Here is a 16,916-nt window from a genome sequence, read left to right as displayed (position 1 = left end):
TATGCGATTCAAACGCCCGCAGGTGCGCTATGCCGACACGCCGCAGCCTGCCACCCCGTACCAATCCGCCGCGCAGGTGTGGGACGAGCGCATCGGCTCGGCCCGCGTCCAGGCCAAGAACTGGCGTTTTATGGCCTTCGGCTGCCTCACGCTTGCGCTGCTGATGGCCGGTGGCCTGGTGTGGCGCTCGGCGCAGTCCATCGTCACCCCTTACGTCATCGAGGTCGATCAGTCGGGGCAGGTGCGCGCCGTCGGCGAAGCCGCCACGCCGTACCGGCCCGCCGATGCGCAGATCGCGCACCACCTGGCGCGCTTCGTGACGCTGGTGCGCTCGCTGTCCATCGACCCCATCGTGGTGCGGCAGAACTGGCTGGATGCCTACGACTACACCACCGACAAGGGCGCGGCGGTGCTCAACGACTACGCCAGCAAGAACGATCCGTTCGCCCGCATCGGCAAGGAGTCGGTGACGGTGCAGATCACCAGCGTTGTCCGCGCCAGCGACACGTCTTTCAACGTGCGCTGGACGGAACAGCGGTTCGTCAACGGTGCCGCCGCCGGCACCGAACGCTGGAACGCCGTGCTTTCCACTGTCCTGCAAACCCCGCGCACCGAACAGCGCCTGCGCAAGAACCCGCTGGGTATCTACGTCAATGGCCTGTCGTGGAGCCGCGAACTGGATTCTTCCGAAGGAGCCAAGCCATGAATGCACTTTTCCGTAAATCCGTTTTGCCGTTGATCCTGCTGGCCTCGACTGTTCTGTTCTCGGGCTGCGCCTCGCAGGGCAAGCCGCCGCCGTCTATCTCGCTCGATGAGCTGGTGCAGGCGCAGCCGCTGCCGGAGCAGCCCGCGCCGGTGGAAGTGGTCGCCGTGCCTGAACCCCTGGCGCTGCCTGCGCAGTTGAAGCCGCTTCCCGAGGTGGACACCGCCCCGACCGTGCCGGAACCTGCCGACGAGAAGGTGCGTGTCTCGCGTGCGAATGCCGAGGCGCGCATTGCGCCGACCCGCGAGGGTTACGTCAATGCGATTCAGGTCTGGCCTTTCACCGATGGCGCGCTGTATCAGGTCTATGCGTCCGTGGGTCGCGTGACCGTGATCGCACTCCAGCCAGGAGAGGAACTGGTGACGGTCGCCGCCGGCGATACCGTGCGCTGGATCGTGGGTGATACGTCCAGCGGCAGCGGCGACGCGCTGCGCGTCAATGTGCTGGTCAAGCCCATCCGCTCGGGCCTCAAAACAAACTTGGTCATCACCACCAGCCGCCGGACGTACCTGCTGGAACTGACCTCGACCGAAAAGGCGTGGATGGCGTCGGTGTCCTGGGACTATCCGAAAGACCGGATGCTGGCCTTGCAGCGCCAGGCGCAGGCGGCCAGCGCCGCCGCGCCAGTCGATACCGACCTGTCGCTGGAGAAGATCCGTTTCCGCTACGCGGTGTCGGGCAGCAATCCGCCGTGGAAGCCGCTGCGCGCCTTCGATGACGGCGAGAAGGTCTATATCCAGTTCCCGCATGGCATCGCGCAAGGCGAGCTGCCGCCGCTGTTCGTGATCGGTGCGCGGGGCGACGGGCAACTGGTGAACTACCGTTTCCGCTCCCCGTACTACATCGTGGATAGGCTGTTCGGCGCGGCCGAACTGCGCCTGGGCGGTGATGGCGGCGACGTGGTGCGGATCGAACGCAGCGACGGCGTGGCGCGGAGGAACTGACCATGAGCCAGGACGACATTCCCGACCTTGCCGCGCCGCAGGCGGGCAAGGTAGCACCCGAAGCGGTGGCGCTGCGCGCGCAGCCGCGCCCGGTCACGCGCTTGAACCGGCGCACGCTGGCTATCCTCGCCGGCACCCTGTCGGTCGCCGTGCTCGGCGCGCTGATGTGGTCGCTTCAACCACAGCGGCGAGGTGCCACGGAGCAGACCGAGCTTTACAACGTCGATCGCGTTTCGAAGTCCGAAGGGCTGAATGCGCTGCCGGCGGACTACTCGAAGCTGCCGCCCCCTTTGCCGGCATCCGTGCCGGAGCTGGGGCCGCCGCTGCCAGGCGACCTTGGCCCGGCCATCGTGAAGTCGCAGCAGCCGGTGACTGCCGCCTATGCGGCCCCCGGCCATGATCCCTACGACGCGCTGCGCAAGGAAGCCGAAGCGGCAGCGGCCTCGACAGTGTTCTTCCGCTCGGGTTCGCAGAAGGCCGCGCCAGTGGCGCAGACGCAGGTGGCCGTCGCGCCGGGCTTCGCCGCTAATGCGGCGTTCGACCCACTCGCGGCTGGCCCGGCCTCGACGGCCGCCCAGCCTGCCGACCCGACCGCCGTGCAGAACCGGCAAGACCAGAAAGAGGCGTTCCAGAAAGCCGGAACCACGGAAACCCGTAATTCCGGCAACCTGACCCTGCCGGCTTCGCCGTATCAGGTCATGGCCGGAACGGTGGTCGCCGGGGCGCTGGTGACGGGCATCAAGTCGGACTTGCCGGGCGACGTGATCGCCACGGTGACGGAGCCGGTCTATGACACGGCCACCGGCAAGTTCCTGCTGATCCCGCAGGGTTCGCGCATCCTGGGCAAATACAACAGCCAAGTCAGCTACGGGCAGAGCCGGGTGCAGGTGGTGTGGAACCGGATCATCCTGCCCGACACGTCTTCGCTCACGCTCGACAACCTGGCCGGCACCGACTCGGCTGGTTATGCCGGGCTGGAAGACGACGTGGACTATCACTGGGGCCGCATCTTCGCCGGCGCGGCGCTGACCACGCTGCTGGGTGTCGGTGCCGAACTGGCCGCACCGGAGAACCGGCAGGACGGTGATCGCATCATCATCGCCGGCCGCGACAGCGCTCAGGACAGCATCAACCAGGTCGGCCAGGAGATGACCCGGCGCAACCTCAACATCCAGCCCACCTTGACGGAGCGCCCCGGCTTGCCGGTACGCATCATCGTCAACCGCGATCTTGTGTTGCGGCCGTACCAGCCGCTTTTCTTCAACAGGGGGACTTCACGATGACGACGCGCAAGCTGCGACTCGGGCCTCTGCCGAAAACGGAGTCCACGAAGCTGACCTTTGCCTGCCCGGCCAGCCTGAAATCCGACCTCGACCGCTACGCGGCGCTGCACGCGCAAACTTACGGCGAGGCGGTCGATGCCACGGTGCTGATTCCGCACATGCTGGAAGCCTTCATGGCCGGGGATCGGGGATTCAGGAAGGGAGGCGCGGGCAAGGCCGCACCGCCGAAGCCAAGCTGATGATGCCGGTTTCCGCTGGTGGTCATCCCTCGAACGCGCAGCCCAAGGCTGCGCGTTCTTCGTTCTGGAGGACGGCGACCGATTGGGCTATGATGACCAAACGCGGCCACCGTCTGCTGGCAATCATCCCCGATGCAGCACGCTCCAGCTTTCTACCGCGAAGCTCTTATGTGGCTCCCAGCCCACAACGCCGCAGTCCCGCAAGGCGGCCCGAAGTAGAGCTAAACCCGCACCCCATATAGACTTCCGGCCATCAAGCCATTTTCACAAATGACTTGACGCCGCCAATTTTTTATTGCGCTGGATCAACCCGGCTCCCGGTATGTGGAAAACCACAATAGAGGCGACTTCCTGCGTTGAGGACAATCGGCTCAACCCCTTTCAAGCCAGCTCAGCAGAAGGAAAGACGCCATGGAGCCCAGCAAGCGCCGATTGTTATCCGGGATCGCCGCCCTCACCGCAGGGGCTGCCCTGATCCCCGTCACCCAGGTTCAGGCGCAGTCCGTTCCCGCTCCCCGCAACGGGCGGGCGGCCATCAGCCGGGGGGACGGGCGCAAGCGTTACGGCATGCTGATCGACCTGCGCCGCTGCGTCGGCTGTCAGGCCTGCACCGTGGCCTGCACCATCGAAAATCAGCCCCCCCTCGGTCAGTTTCGCACCACGGTGAGCCAGTACGAGGTGAGCGACGTGGCCGCCCTCGCGGCTCCCGCCTCTCTCTTGATGTTGCCGAGGCTGTGCAACCACTGTGCCGAGCCCGCCTGCCTCGATGTCTGCCCCACTGGCGCCACCTTCCAGCGCGACGACGGCATCGTCGTGGTCAACAACGACTGGTGCGTCGGCTGCGGTTACTGCGTGCAGGCCTGCCCCTACGATGCCCGCTTCATCAACCATGAGACCAACACCGCCGACAAGTGCACCTTCTGCGCCCATCGGCTGGAGGCGGGGCTCTTGCCCGCCTGCGTGGAGAGCTGCGTCGGCGAGGCGCGCATCATAGGTGATTTGAATGATCCCAAGAGCCGGATAAGCCGCTTGCTGCGCGAATACGAGCCGGCGCTCAAGGTGCTCAAGCCGGAGGCCAATACCCAGCCGCGGGTCTTTTATCTCGGCATGGACGAGGCCTTCGTCAGCAAGGTCGACGGCAACCCGGCCCTGCGCACCCTGCTCACCGACGATGGCAAGGAGATAGCCCATGGTCATTAACGAACTGCTGGCCCCGGCTCAGCCCATCACCTGGCTGCCCTGGGCGGTGCAATATTTCTTTCTCATCGGCCTCGCCTACGGGGCCCTCTGGCTCGGCGCGTTTGAGCTGTGGCGCAAGGCGCCGGACCCGCGGCTGCAGACCCTGGCGGCGGTGCTGATGGTGGCGGCTGGTCTGGTGGCTCCCATCGCCCTGACCGCGGATCTGCACCAGCCGGCCCGGGCCTGGCACTTCTACGCCCAGACGCGTTTTGGCTCCGTCATGTGGTATGGCGCCTATCTGCTGCCGCTGTTCAGCCTGCTCTCCATGCTGCTCGGCTGGCTGCTGCTAAGACCCGCCCTGGCCCGGCGCGGTGCAGAAGGGGACAAGATAGCCCGCCTTGCCCGGCTGCTCTGCCTGGGAAGCTGGTCGGGGCACGTCTGGCAGCGGCCGCTCTCTCTGCTGGCGGCTGTGAGCGGGCTCAGCATCGCCCTCTACACCGGGCTCGAGACCATGGCGGTGGCGGCGCGCCCGCTCTGGCATACCCCCTGGTTGCCCTGGCTGCTGACCCTGAGCGCCGTGCTGGGGGCCCAGAGCGCCCTGCTGCTGCTCAACCTCTTGCTGGCGGGCTGGCATGCCCAGACCGAGTCGACCCTGCTGCGCCAGAGCGGCTGGACGTTAGGCCTGCTGGCGCTCTCCCTGCTGGGCTGGGCCCTGTTTGGCGGCGCCTCGGCAGCAGAGGCCGCAGCCCTCCATCGGCTCGACCCGAGCTGGCGGCTGGCGGCCCACTGGCTGTTGCTGACCCTGGGGCTGGCCGGCCTGCTGAGGCTGCTGTGGCCAAGGATCTCTGCCCGCCTGGCACTCTGGGGGCTGGCGCTGCTGGGGCTGCACCTGGTGTGGGGCCTGCGCTGGCTGGTGCTGATCCAGGGACAGCTCGCACCCAAGTACGGGGCCGGCGTCTACCTCTATGAAATCGCCTGGGGCCCGGCCGGTGTGCTCGGCATTCTCGGTACTTTCGGTCTGCTGCTGGCCCTGCTGGTGGCCCTCTCGGAGCTGGTGCGCCCCTCTGCTTCCCCCGCCATCAAGGCACCCACTCCTTTTGCACGCGAGGCACTCTGATGGATCACAGCAAACGCAAGTTTCTCAAGGGCGCCGCCATCGCCGGCGGTACCGGATTGTTCGTCGCCGGTTACAGCGACACCCTCAAGCAGGTGGCGACTGGCCTCGCCACCGGCAGCTCGGGCCAGCCGACCCGGGATCCCATCCATGGCAACTCGCTGGCCGTGGAGTACCGGGTTGACGAGCAGGGGGAGCTGCACCCCAACCCGGCCCAGCGGGTTGCCAACACCATGTGCCTCGGCTGCTGGACCCTGTGCGGAGTGCGGGCCCGCATCGACAACGAGCGCGACCAGATAGTGCGGATCCTGGGCAACCCCTATCACCCCCTCTCCGCTCGCCATCACATTGACTTCAAGACCCCGGTCAAGCAGGCGCTGCTCGCAACCAGTGGCTACCAGGAAGGGGGGCTGGACGGGCGCTCCACCGCCTGCGCCCGGGGCAACGCCATGCTCGAGCAGCTCGACAGCCCGCAGCGGGTCACCCGTTGTCTCAAGCGGGTGGGGCCCCGTGGCAGCGGCCGCTGGCAGAGCATCCCCTTCGAGCAGCTGGTGGCCGAGGTGGTGGAGGGGGGAGACCTGTTTGGCGAGGGCCAGGTTGAGGGGCTGCGGGCCATCCGCAACCTCGCCGAGCCGCTCGACCCGGCAAACCCGGAGTACGGCCCCAGAGCCAACCAGCTGCTGGTGAGCAACGCCTCGGACGAGGGGCGGGATCACTTCATCAAGCGTTTCACCTTCAACAGCTTCGGCACCCGCAACTTCGCCAACCACGGCGCTTATTGTGGCCTGTCATTCCGGGTCGGGGCCGGCGCCCTGCTGGACGATCTGGAGAAGAACGCCCACCTTAAGCCTGACTGGGACGAGAGCGACTTCCTGCTGTTCATGGGCACCTCGCCCCAGCAATCGGGCAACCCCTTCAAGCGCCAGTCCCGCCAGCTGGCGGCAAACCGGGCGCGACCGGGCAAGCCGTTCTCCTACGTGGTGGTGGCCCCCAGCCTGCCCAACACGGTGAACATGCCGTCCGCCCCTGCCAACCGCTGGCTGCCCATCCGCCCCGCCACCGACTCGGCGCTGGCCATGGCCATGCTGCGCTGGATCATCGACCACCAACGCTATGCCGAGCCCTTCCTGATGGCGCCCAATGCCGAGGCGGCCGAGCGGGCCGGTTATCGCGGTTTTTGCAACGCCAGCCACCTGGTGCTCAGCGACGAGTCCCACCCGCGCTTCGGTCAGATGCTGCGGGCCAGCGATCTTGGCTTGCCCTTTGATGGGGAAGCCTATGGAGAGGGGGACGCCATGCTGGTAGAGGAGGCGAGCAGTGGCGAGCCGAGACCCGCCGGCCAGTGTGAGCGGGCCAACCTCTGGGTGGATCGCCCCATTCAGGGCCCCAAGGGGGCGCTGATGGTGAAGAGTAGCTTCCAGCTGCTGGCCGAGGCGTGCCGGGAGCACTCCTTCGCGCAATACAGCGCCGAGTGCGCCGTGCCGGTGGCCGATATCGAGGCGCTGGCGCGGGAATTCACCAGCCACGGCACCCGCGCGGCAGTGGTCTCCCACGGCGGCACCATGAGCGCCAACGGCTTCTACTCGGCTTGGGCCATCATGATGCTCAACGTCATGATCGGCAACCTCAACGCCCGGGGCGGCGCCGTGGCGAGCGGCGGCAAGTTCGATCCCTTCGGGGCGGGGCCGCGCTACGATCTGGCGAGCTTCCCCGGCATGGTCAAGCCAGCCGGGGTCTTCCTGTCGCGATCCAAGTTCCCCTACGAGAAGACCTCCGAATATCGCCGCAAGCGCGAGGCGGGTCAGAACCCCTATCCGGCGCAAGAGCCCTGGTTCCCCATCTCCGGCCCCTTGCTCGGCGAGCACCTGACTGCGGCGGTAAACGGCTACCCCTACCGGCTCAAGGCCTGGATCAACCACATGGGCAACCCCCTCTACGGTCAGGCCGGGCTCAGCAAGGCCATCGGTGAAGAGCTCAAGGACCCCGCCGTGCTGCCCCTTGTGGTCAGCATCGACAGCTTCATCAACGAGTCATCGGCGCTGTCGGACTACCTAGTGCCGGATACCCTGACCTACGAGTCCTGGGGCTGGGCCACCGCCTGGCACGGGGTGCTGACCAAGGTTTCCACCGGCCGCTGGCCTATCGTGGAGCCTAGAGTCGCCAAGACTGCCGAGGGGGATCCGGTCTGCATGGAGTCCTTTTTTATCGCGGTGGCCAAACGGCTGGGGCTGCCGGGCTTTGGCGAGGGGGCGCTCAAAGGGGCGGACGGCAAGTTGCATGGCTTGAACAGGGCGGCGGACTTCTCCCTCTACGGGGCGGCCAACGTCGCCTATCTCGGCGAGCCGGTGCCTCCTATCGGGCCTGAGGATCTCGCCTGGTCCGGGGTGGAGCGGATCCTGCCGGTGCTGAATGCCACCCTGAGTGCGGAGGAGGCGGGCCGCGCCGCCTATCTCTTCGCCCGTGGCGGGCGCTTCGAGCCGGCGGCCAAGGGGCGCGATGACGCGGGTCAGCCAAGCAAGCGCTGGCCCAAGCCGCTGATGGTGTGGAACCCCGAGGTGGGCAGCCGCCGCCACAGCCAGAGCGGGCAATACTTGAGCGGTACCCCGCGCTTTTTCCGCCCCCAGCTGGCGGACGGCACGCCGCTCAATGAGGCGTTCAAGCCGGCCCAGTGGCCGCTGCTGCTCACCAGTTACAAGTCCCACACCATGAGCTCCATGAGCATCGGCTCGGATCGCCTGCGCCAGGTGAACCCCAGCAACCGGGTGCGGCTCAATGCGCAGACGGCGGCGCAGCTGGGCGTCGAGAGCGGGGACAGGGTGCGGGTCAGCACCCCGGATGGCAGCGTGATCGGGGTGGCCGAGTGCGTGGCCGGGGTGCAGGCCGATGCCATCGCCATCGAACACGGTTTCGGCCACAAGGAGCTGGGGGCGCGGGAACATTGGATAGACGGCCAGAAAGTGGTCGCCAATCCCCTGCGCGGAGCCGGGGTCAATCTGAATGACTTGGCGGTGCTGGATCCCAGCCGCCATGGCCGCTATCCCCTGGTGGACTGGGCCATCGGCTCGTCGGCCCGCCAGGGGCTGCCGGCCCGGGTGGAGAAGCTGGTATGACAAACCAATGAAAACGGGGCCTGCGGGCCCCGTTGCTTGTCTGCTCTGCGTCACTGTCACAGTGTGACGTCGACCCACACCAGGCGGTGATCCGAACTGACGCCCTTGGCGATGCCGAGCTTGGGGTCATACACCAGGTGGTAGCCCGGCTCGAAGCTGGCCGGCCAGAACACGCCGGAGGCGACCGCGTTCAGGTTGGCGGAGGGCAGCACGTGGTCGAGCTGCAGGCCGCTGCTGCTGGTGATGCGCTCCGGGGTGGGGCGGTTGTTGTTGCGCTTGCACTGATCCGGATGGCTGGCGAGGCACTCGGGGCCGCCCTGGCTGACCGGGATCAGGCCGCCGTTGGTGACGGCCTGGTTGACCAGCACATGGTTGTGCAGCGCCTGAATGGCGGTGAGATCCCCATCGCCAATCTGGGGATCGGCGTTGAGATCGCCGGCGATGACGAACCTGGCACCCGCGGGCAGGCCACCCGCCTTGCCGGCGTCATCCACCATGTAGCCAGCCCCTGCCACATAGTCCTGCCAGAAGGCTATCTCCGCACGGTTGCGTTTGACGTTGTGGCGCGCCGCGTTGCCGAAGATGGGCGGGGTCGGGTGGGAGATAAGGAAGTGGATCACCTCCTCCCTGTCTCCCTGCCTGATGTGCACCGGCACGTCGGCGTGGTTCTTTGAGGAGAGGGGGAGCGCCTGCCAGGCTGCGTCGTCATACCAGGCATCGCCACACTGGCGGCCGCTCGGGATCGGTGCCCTGGGGTTGTGGCAGTCGTCGATGACGGGGTTCGCTTCGCCCGGCATCTCCTTCCACTTGAATGTCTGGAAGGTGCGGATCTGCCTGGTATCGATGGGATAGCGGGACATCACGGCGAAGGCGTACTGGCCGTGATAGCTGCCAAAGCCCCAGGCGTCGTCCGGCCTGCTCACTCGGCCATCCAGGTTGAGGTCATGGCCGCTCATCAGGCCGGTGTTGGTGGCGAAGTTCTGCAGCACCGGATAGCTGATGGCGGTCACCTCGTCGTGCTGGGCATGGGCCAGGTAGTTGTCGTTGAAGGCGTGGAGGTCCGTGGTGTCGCGGCCCTTGCCGTCATTGTCGAATTCGCTTAGCAGCAACACGTCCGGCCGGGTGCGCTGGATGATTTCGGCGATGTTGCGGATCTGCTGCACGTCGAGGGCCTTGGTCTTCTCGGCGCCGCTCAAGGTGCCGTCGGCGAGGCGGGCCAGCAGGGCATCCTGCTCGGTGCGGGTCAGGGCGAGCTCTTCCCCCAGCATGCCGGGTGCAGTGCGATCGAAGGCGAGATTGAAGGTGGCAAAGCGAACCATGGCGGGCCTCGGCGTCAGTGTGGCCGGGACAGCCTGCCATCTTTGGCAGGAAAATGGCAGCACCCTGCCGAATTTCATGGGAAAGGTGCCCGGGTTTCCCCCGTGACACGCAAGCGTTCGGCTCAGGCCCAGCGGGAGAGAGGGGAGGGAATGGCGTAGGCGTAGCCCTGCTGGTAGTCGCAGCCCAGCCGGTTCGCCACCTCGATATGGGCCTGGGTCTCCACTCCCTCGCACACCACGGCCATGCCGAGTCGTTGCAGGTATTTCACCAGCCCCGTCAGCATGTTGAGGGCATGGGTGCTGCGTACAGCCTGGAGCAGCAGGGAACGATCCAGTTTCACGATCTCGTAGGGGAGCATCATCAGGCGCTGGAAGTTGCATGCCAGGGAGCCGAAGTCGTCACAGGCGATGTGGGCGCCATGGGCTCGCAACACCTCGATCATCTCCCTGTGCTGGTGCTTGATCCTGACGTGTTCCAGCACCTCGAACCAGATGGCGATCCCCAGCTTGCGGGCCTGGAGCAGCACCAGCAATAGCAGATTGCGGTAGGTGGGGCTGGAGAGCGCCGGATTGAGGTTGATGGAGAGCGCATAGGGGCCTTTTTGGGCGAGCACGGGCAGATCGCGCATGATGGCCCTGAGCATGACGATATCGAGGTGCAGAGCATCATCCTCGCCGAGGGCGGCAAAATCGATGCTCTGATAACCCTGGTTGCCGGCATCCCAGCGCCTGGCCAGCACCTCATACCCCTTGACCTGACGATCCTGGCCGATGATGGGCTGATAAAAGGGGATGACGATATCCGCCATGCTGACCATGGCACTCACGGGATACTCTTCTTTGAACGCAAACATGGCTCTCACCTGACGGAACATGGCTGCGCATCATACAGGGAGGGTCTAAAGGGAGGCTGTAGGAAGAGTCTGATAATGGGCGTGGGCAGGAAGGAGGGGGTCAGGGAAGGGCATGGCCCTGTGCAGGTGCGGCGCCAGCCAGGGGGGCTGCGTGCATGGCCTGGGCAAGCCAGGACCAGTCGAGCATGGGGGAGCCCGCCTTGAAGCGCTGATAGGCGCATCCCTGACGGATGGTCAGGAAGAGGGTGCTCGGCAGGCCGAGGCGGTTGAGGTAGCGCACCATCACGTCTCCCTGATAATCCCGCAGCCGCAGTTGCAGCTCGGGCAGTGTCAGCCCGTGCTCGCGACCCGTTTCATCCCAGATTTCAAACATCTGTGTGCACTCCTTGCGACATGAGGCTCCACTGTTTCTAAAAAGTGCGGGAAGGGCAATTGTCAGATCTGACAGCGCCATGTGGATTCTATCCAGAAAAGCGAAAACCCGGCGCGAGGCCGGGTTGTCTGAAGGATGGTGGAGGGAGAAGGATTCGAACCTTCGAAGGCAGAGCCGTCAGATTTACAGTCTGATCCCTTTGGCCGCTCGGGAACCCCTCCACAGGGGCATTGCATATTGTGTTCAGGAAGATGGTGGAGGGAGAAGGATTCGAACCTTCGAAGGCAGAGCCGTCAGATTTACAGTCTGATCCCTTTGGCCGCTCGGGAACCCCTCCACGGGGTATTTTCCTGATTTTTACTTACTTGACGCACTTGAATGGTGGAGGGAGAAGGATTCGAACCTTCGAAGGCAGAGCCGTCAGATTTACAGTCTGATCCCTTTGGCCGCTCGGGAACCCCTCCCCAAGTGCGAGGCCGCATACTACCAGATCCGGCAAGGTTGTGAACCCCTTGGCCGCATTCTGACGACAAAAAAGTGTCAAGTGGTCATTTTTTGATATGTTTCGCTCAAAATTCACACTTTTCAATGACTTTTATGTCGCTGCCGAAACGGCGAGGGGACGTAGGGGGGCTGGCTGCCAGGAGCCACGGGGCTCCTGGCGGATCATGGGGAGCTGGCGCTCGCTCAGGCGTCGGCGGGGCGGGCCTGCTGGCAACCCTGCACCGCATGGGCGATGAGTTCGAGGGCGCTCTGCTCGCAGGGGGGCAGCACCTCGTCGCAACTCGCGATCGGGGTGACGCGGTCTCCCCACTTGATGAGGGCGGCGCCCCAGGTCAGCCCGGCCCCGAAGGCGGCGGTCAGCAGGTAGCTGTTCGGCTTGACCCGACCCTGCTCCAGCGCCTCGCACAGGGCGATGGGCACGGTGGCGGCGGAGGTGTTGCCGTACTGCTCTATGTTGACCATCACCTTCTCCATGGGGGCGTTCATCCGCTTGGCCAGGGTCTCGATGATGCGCACGTTCGCCTGGTGCGGCACGATGAGGTCGATCTGCTCGGGGGCGATGCCGGCCTGGGCCAGTACGGTGCCGGTGGCTTCGCCCATGCCGCGCACGGCGCGCTTGAAGATCTCCTGCCCCTCGAAGTTGAAGGTGAAGAGGCCGTCAATGTCGGCGAAACGCACCCGATCCGTACCGAAGTTCGGCACGTGCAGTATCTCCCGCGCTTCGCTGTCACAACCGAGCTTGCTGGCAATCAGGCCGCTCTCCTGCTCGCTCGCCTCGATGATGACGGCGCCGGCGCCATCCCCGAACAGCACGGCGGTGTCGCGCTTGGCCCAGTCCAGCAACTGGGTCAGCCGCTCGGCACCGATCACCAGCACCCTTTGCATCATGCCGGTCTGCACCAGGGAGGTGGCGACCGAGAGGGCATAGACGAAGCCGGTGCAGGCGGCGTTGAGGTCGAACACCGCCGCCTTGTGGGCGCCGAGAGCCTGCTGCACGGCGGAGGCACCATTAGGGACCAGCGTGCCCGGGGTGGCGGTCGCCAGGATGATGCCATCGAGGGCGGCGGCGTCCAGACCTGCGCACGCCAGGGCGCGACGGCCGGCCAGGGTGGCGAGCGCCTGGGTGCTGACATGGGAGACCCGGCGGGCCTTGATGCCGGTGCGCGGGTAGATCCACTCGTCCGAGGTATCCATGATGGTGCCGAGGTCATCGTTGGTCAGCGAGGCGGGGGGCAGGCATTTTCCCCACCCGGTGATAGTGGCGTATGTCATCTTGTCGTCGCTTGTCGTGATGGCCGCTCTGGGGCGGAAAGTGGCGAAATTATGCCGCACGGGGCGTTCACTGTCATCCTGCGGTCCCCCCAGTGTAAGGGGAGTGGCGGGAGCAAGACCGTGATTTTGCTTAAATTTCCGCTTCTCCTTGCCGTAAGATGAAGGCCCGATCCCGGCGACCCCTTCCCGAGGTGACTCCTGTGCACAAAGCGAATCTCAATCTCTTGCCCACCCTCAAGGTGCTGCTGGAGACCCGCAACATCAGCCGGGCGGCGGAGCTGCTGAACCTGAGCCAGCCCTCCATCAGCAAGCAGCTCGGCCAGCTTCGCAGCGAGTTTGGCGACGAGCTGCTGGTGCGGGAAGGGCAGCGCTGGCTGCTGACCCCGCGGGCCGAGGCCCTGGCGGCCCAGCTTGCCGATTCCCTCGGTGCCCTGGAGCGGCTCTACGAGGCGCCGGAATTTGCCCCCGAGCGCTGCGAGCGGGTGTTTCGGCTCGCCTCCTCCGACTACGTGGCCCAGCACATCTTGCCGGACATCTGTGCGGCCCTGGCGAGGGCCGCCCCCCGGGCGGCGCTGGAGTACAGCCTGTGGGACAAGCGCCAGTTGCCCCAGCTCTGGCAATCGGAGCTGGACATGGTCTCCACCATCACGGAGCTGGTGCCGGACCAGATCCGCGGCCTGCATCAGGGGGAGGACAGGCTGGTGGTGCTGATGGGGCGCCATCACCCGCTCTCTGGCATGGCGCTCAGCCTGGAGGATTACCTCGCCTGGCCCCACCTGCAGGTGAGCGGGGGCGGGGACAAGGACAGCCCGGTGGAGCAGGTGCTGGCCCCCCGCGGGCTCTCCCGCCGCTGGTTTGCCCGGGTGCCCTTCTTCCAGGCAGCGGTGGAGGTGCTGCTGCGCACAGACTGTCTGATGACCACCCCGGCCCATATCGCCTGGCAGCTCTCCCGGGAACATGCCCTGAGTTTTTGCGATCTCCCCTTCGCCACCCGTGTCCAGCAGTATCATCTGCTGTGGCACCAGCGCCACCACCTGGATCCGGCTCACCGCTGGTTTCGCGAGCTGGCCTATCCCTTCCTGCGGGATCACCTGCAATTCACCCTGGGGGAGAGTCGCAAGCAGTTGGCCCGAGGGCCGCAGGCGAGCCGCTGATGGCAGCGGGTTGTGCCACTCTATAGCCACTGGCTATGGGCTCTATTCATAACTTTCACTTCTGGCATAGCGAGCCACCCCCTACCCTGATCCCGGGTGACAACAATCGACACGAAGGAAGAGAAGGTATGGAGCTGACGAGTTGGCTGGCGCTGGCCGCCATTTGCGTGATGGGGGCCATCAGCCCGGGGCCGAGCCTGGCACTGATCATCCGCAATACGGTGCAGGGAGGGCAGGGCCACGGGGTCGCCACGGCGCTGGGACACGGCCTGGGAGTCGGCATCTATGCGCTGATCACGGCCCTCGGCCTCGCCATCCTGATCACCCAGACCCCGCTGCTGTTCGATCTCATCCGCTACGGCGGCGCGGCGTTCCTCGCCTGGCTCGGGATCAAGGCGTTGCTGGCCAGGCCCGCAGGGGGTGAGGCAGGCAACGAGGAGGGGCACCCGCCACGGGGACGTCAAGGGGCGTTCGAGGGCTTTATGGTGGCCTTCTTGAACCCCCAGCTCGCCATCTTCTTTATCGCCCTGTTCAGCCAGTTCGTGCACGCCGACACCGGCTGGCGTGAGGGGGGCATCATGATGCTGACCGCAGGCGGCATCGATGCGCTCTGGTATGTGCTGGTGGCCCTGGTGCTCTCTCGCGGGCCCGTACTCGCCTGGCTCAAGGCCAAATCCACCGTGATCGACAAGGTGAGCGGCCTGGTGCTGCTGGGGCTGGCCCTCAAGGTCGTGATCTAGCTCCGCGTCGGGTGCCTGCGTAGTCGGCACTCTCTCAGGGCCGGGGGTTGAGGGCCCGCCAGATGTCCTTGTACCGGGTCAATCCTGCATTCTGCGGTGATCTTAAGCGGGATCAAGGCGGGGGGCGGGGAGTCTGGCTAGAGTGGCGGCCATTTGCAGCCCTTCGAACCGGACGTTATGCGCGATCAGAACCATCACAACCGCCTGGAGTTGCTGGCCCCGGCCAAGAACCTTGCCTATGGCATCGAGGCCATCAACCACGGCGCCGACGCCGTCTACATGGGCGGCCCCGCCTTCGGTGCCCGCAGCGCAGCAGGCAACAGCCTCGAGGACATCGAGGCGCTGGCGCGCCATGCCCACCGCTTCGGCGCCCAGGTCTTCGTCGCCTTCAATACCCTGCTGCACGACCACGAGCTGGAGCAGGCCCGGCGCCTGACCCACCAGATCTACGAGGCAGGGGCCGATGCGCTGATCGTGCAGGACATGGGGCTGCTGGCGCTCGATTTGCCCCCCATCGCGCTGCACGCCAGCACCCAGACCGACAACCGCACCCCGGAAAAGGTAAAGTTTCTGCAGGACGTGGGCTTCTCCCAGGTGGTGCTGGCCCGCGAGCTCTCCCTTGCGCAGATCCGCGAGATAAGCGCCGCCACGAGCGTGCAGCTGGAGTTCTTCATCCACGGTGCCCTGTGCGTCTCCTACAGCGGCCAGTGCAACATCAGCCACGCCCGCACCGGGCGCAGCGCGAACCGCGGCGAGTGCGCCCAGCTCTGTCGACTGCCCTGTTCCCTGCAAACGCTGGCGGGGGAGGTGCTGGTGGAAAACAGCCACCTGCTCTCCTTGAAAGACATGGATCAGACCGACAACCTGGAGGCGCTGATCGCCGCAGGGATCCGCTCCTTCAAGATTGAAGGGCGCCTCAAGGGGCTCGACTACGTCAAGAACGTCACCGCCTGGTATCGCCAGAAGCTGGACTCCATCCTGGCGAGCCGCCCCGATCTGGTGGCCGCTTCCGCCGGTCGTTGCAGCTACACCTTTACGCCGGATCCCAAGAAGAGTTTCAACCGGGGCAGCACCGACTACTTCCTCCATGGCCGACAGCCAGGCATCGACTCGCCGCGCAGCCCGAAATACGTCGGGGAGCCGCTCGGGCGCGTCACCAGCGTGACCCGCGATGGCATCGAGATCGACGGCCAGGCCGTTGCCCTCAACAACGGCGATGGCCTCGGCTTCTTCAAGCCGGGGGGCGAGCTGGTGGGCATGCGCCTCAATAAAGTGGAAGAGAAGGCACAGAGCAAGCGGTTACTCCTGTCGGAACCCATGCCCGGTCTCAAGGTGGGCACCGAGATCTTTCGCAACCACGATCAGGCCTTCAGCAAGCAGCTCGAAAAGGGGAGCGCGGATCGCCGCATCCGGGTCGATATGCGGCTATCGGAGTGCGACGAGGGACTGCGGCTCGAACTTGTGGACGAGCAGGGCATTGGCGCCGCCGTTACGCTCCCCTGCGACCAGCAGCTGGCCGACAACCCGGAACGGGCGCTGCAGCAGGCCAGGGATCAGCTCGGCAAACTCGGCAACACCCTGTTTGTGGCTCGCCAGATTGAGTTGGCAATAACGAGGCCGCTGTTTATTGCGGCTTCACAGCTTAACGGCTTGCGCCGGGACGGCATTGCCGCCCTGGAGGCGGCCCGTCTGGCTGCCTACCGGCGACCCGAGCGGCGCATTCCCCTGCGAGGCGCCGTTTATCCCCAACATCGGCTCTCTTATCTGGGCAACGTGCTGAACAGCGCGGCGGAGCAGTTCTTTCGCGAGCACGGGGTGGGGAGCATCGCCCCCGCGTATGAGGCGAACAAGGAGGAGCGGGAAGTGGTGCTGATGACAACGAAGCACTGCATCCGCTACAGCCAGCAGCTCTGCCCCAAGGAGGTACCCGGTCTCAAGGCCGAGCCCCTGGCGCTCAAGATGGGCAAGGAGAGTTTCCGCCTGCGCTTTGACTGCCACCGCTGCGAGATGCAGGTGATGGGCAGCCTGAAGAGGGGATGATTGCCCGTGTGGGCATGGGGCTGGAGCG

General features: G+C 65.7%; 13 protein-coding genes, 3 tRNA genes and 1 pseudogene. 10 read left to right on the top strand and 7 right to left on the bottom strand.

The annotated features are described in order from the left end of the window. The first annotated feature begins 1 nt into the window (after position 1). The 7 genes from trbF (at position 2) to C2U47_RS04430 (ending at position 8,632) form a co-directional block, all read left to right on the top strand. On the top strand, positions 2-706 hold the full coding sequence (gene trbF, locus C2U47_RS04460) for a conjugal transfer protein TrbF (protein WP_103261467.1): 705 nt from the start codon (positions 2-4) through the stop codon (positions 704-706). Next, a complete protein-coding gene (gene trbG, locus C2U47_RS04455) occupies positions 703-1,707 on the top strand; it encodes a P-type conjugative transfer protein TrbG (protein WP_103261466.1) in 1,005 nt (334 codons plus the stop codon). The genes trbF and trbG overlap by 4 nt, the downstream gene beginning before the upstream one ends. A gap of 2 nt (positions 1,708-1,709) precedes the next feature. After that, positions 1,710-2,990, top strand: a complete 1,281-nt coding sequence (locus C2U47_RS04450; RefSeq protein WP_103261465.1) for a TrbI/VirB10 family protein — start codon at positions 1,710-1,712, stop codon at positions 2,988-2,990. After that, positions 2,987-3,229: a DUF2274 domain-containing protein gene (locus tag C2U47_RS04445; RefSeq protein WP_103261464.1), complete on the top strand. Its 243-nt coding sequence runs from the start codon at positions 2,987-2,989 to the stop codon at positions 3,227-3,229. Before C2U47_RS04450 ends, C2U47_RS04445 begins: the two co-directional genes overlap by 4 nt. Positions 3,230-3,640: 411 nt before the next feature. Then, on the top strand, positions 3,641-4,429 hold the full coding sequence (gene dsrO, locus C2U47_RS04440) for a sulfate reduction electron transfer complex DsrMKJOP subunit DsrO (protein ID WP_010673270.1): 789 nt from the start codon (positions 3,641-3,643) through the stop codon (positions 4,427-4,429). Continuing rightward, positions 4,419-5,525, top strand: coding sequence for an NrfD/PsrC family molybdoenzyme membrane anchor subunit (gene nrfD / locus C2U47_RS04435; protein ID WP_010673271.1), 1,107 nt, complete (start codon positions 4,419-4,421; stop codon positions 5,523-5,525). The genes dsrO and nrfD overlap by 11 nt, the downstream gene beginning before the upstream one ends. Continuing rightward, positions 5,525-8,632: a tetrathionate reductase subunit A gene (locus tag C2U47_RS04430; protein ID WP_010673272.1), complete on the top strand. Its 3,108-nt coding sequence runs from the start codon at positions 5,525-5,527 to the stop codon at positions 8,630-8,632. The genes nrfD and C2U47_RS04430 overlap by 1 nt, the downstream gene beginning before the upstream one ends. A 56-nt stretch (positions 8,633-8,688) precedes the next feature. On the opposite strand, the pseudogene C2U47_RS04425 reads toward C2U47_RS04430, so the two are convergent. The 7 genes and pseudogenes from C2U47_RS04425 to C2U47_RS04395 all read right to left on the bottom strand — a co-directional run bounded on the left by C2U47_RS04425 (position 8,689) and on the right by C2U47_RS04395 (position 12,954). Further along, a pseudogene (locus C2U47_RS04425) lies at positions 8,689-9,991 on the bottom strand (endonuclease/exonuclease/phosphatase family protein). An 82-nt stretch (positions 9,992-10,073) separates the two neighbouring features. Beyond that, on the bottom strand, positions 10,074-10,805 hold the full coding sequence (locus C2U47_RS04420) for an EAL domain-containing protein (protein ID WP_029313880.1): 732 nt from the start codon (positions 10,803-10,805) through the stop codon (positions 10,074-10,076). Between the two features lie 100 nt (positions 10,806-10,905). After that, complete coding sequence (locus tag C2U47_RS04415) at positions 10,906-11,178, bottom strand: hypothetical protein (protein WP_010673275.1); 273 nt, start codon at positions 11,176-11,178, stop codon at positions 10,906-10,908. Positions 11,179-11,314: 136 nt separating this feature from the next. Next, positions 11,315-11,399: transfer RNA gene (locus C2U47_RS04410), tRNA-Tyr, on the bottom strand. A 31-nt stretch (positions 11,400-11,430) separates the two neighbouring features. Continuing rightward, positions 11,431-11,515, bottom strand: a tRNA-Tyr gene (locus C2U47_RS04405). Between the two features lie 42 nt (positions 11,516-11,557). Further along, positions 11,558-11,642, bottom strand: a tRNA-Tyr gene (locus C2U47_RS04400). Positions 11,643-11,865: 223 nt separating this feature from the next. Then, positions 11,866-12,954, bottom strand: coding sequence for a ketoacyl-ACP synthase III (locus C2U47_RS04395; protein ID WP_010673276.1), 1,089 nt, complete (start codon positions 12,952-12,954; stop codon positions 11,866-11,868). A gap of 200 nt (positions 12,955-13,154) precedes the next feature. Here C2U47_RS04395 and C2U47_RS04390 point away from each other — a divergent pair, with 200 nt between their 5' ends. From C2U47_RS04390 to C2U47_RS04380, 3 genes are all read left to right on the top strand, one after another. Then, positions 13,155-14,108, top strand: a complete 954-nt coding sequence (locus C2U47_RS04390) for a LysR family transcriptional regulator (protein ID WP_010673277.1) — start codon at positions 13,155-13,157, stop codon at positions 14,106-14,108. A 128-nt stretch (positions 14,109-14,236) separates the two neighbouring features. Beyond that, complete coding sequence (locus C2U47_RS04385) at positions 14,237-14,848, top strand: LysE family translocator (protein ID WP_010673278.1); 612 nt, start codon at positions 14,237-14,239, stop codon at positions 14,846-14,848. 177 nt (positions 14,849-15,025) lie between these two features. After that, a complete protein-coding gene (locus tag C2U47_RS04380; protein ID WP_029313887.1) occupies positions 15,026-16,888 on the top strand; it encodes a peptidase U32 family protein in 1,863 nt (620 codons plus the stop codon). Positions 16,889-16,916: the final 28 nt, after the last annotated feature.

It is taken from the genome of Aeromonas sp. ASNIH7, assembly GCF_002903485.1.
GTDB classification, from domain to species: Bacteria; Pseudomonadota; Gammaproteobacteria; order Enterobacterales; family Aeromonadaceae; genus Aeromonas; species Aeromonas caviae.
This window is presented reverse-complemented; position numbering and strand designations above follow the sequence as displayed.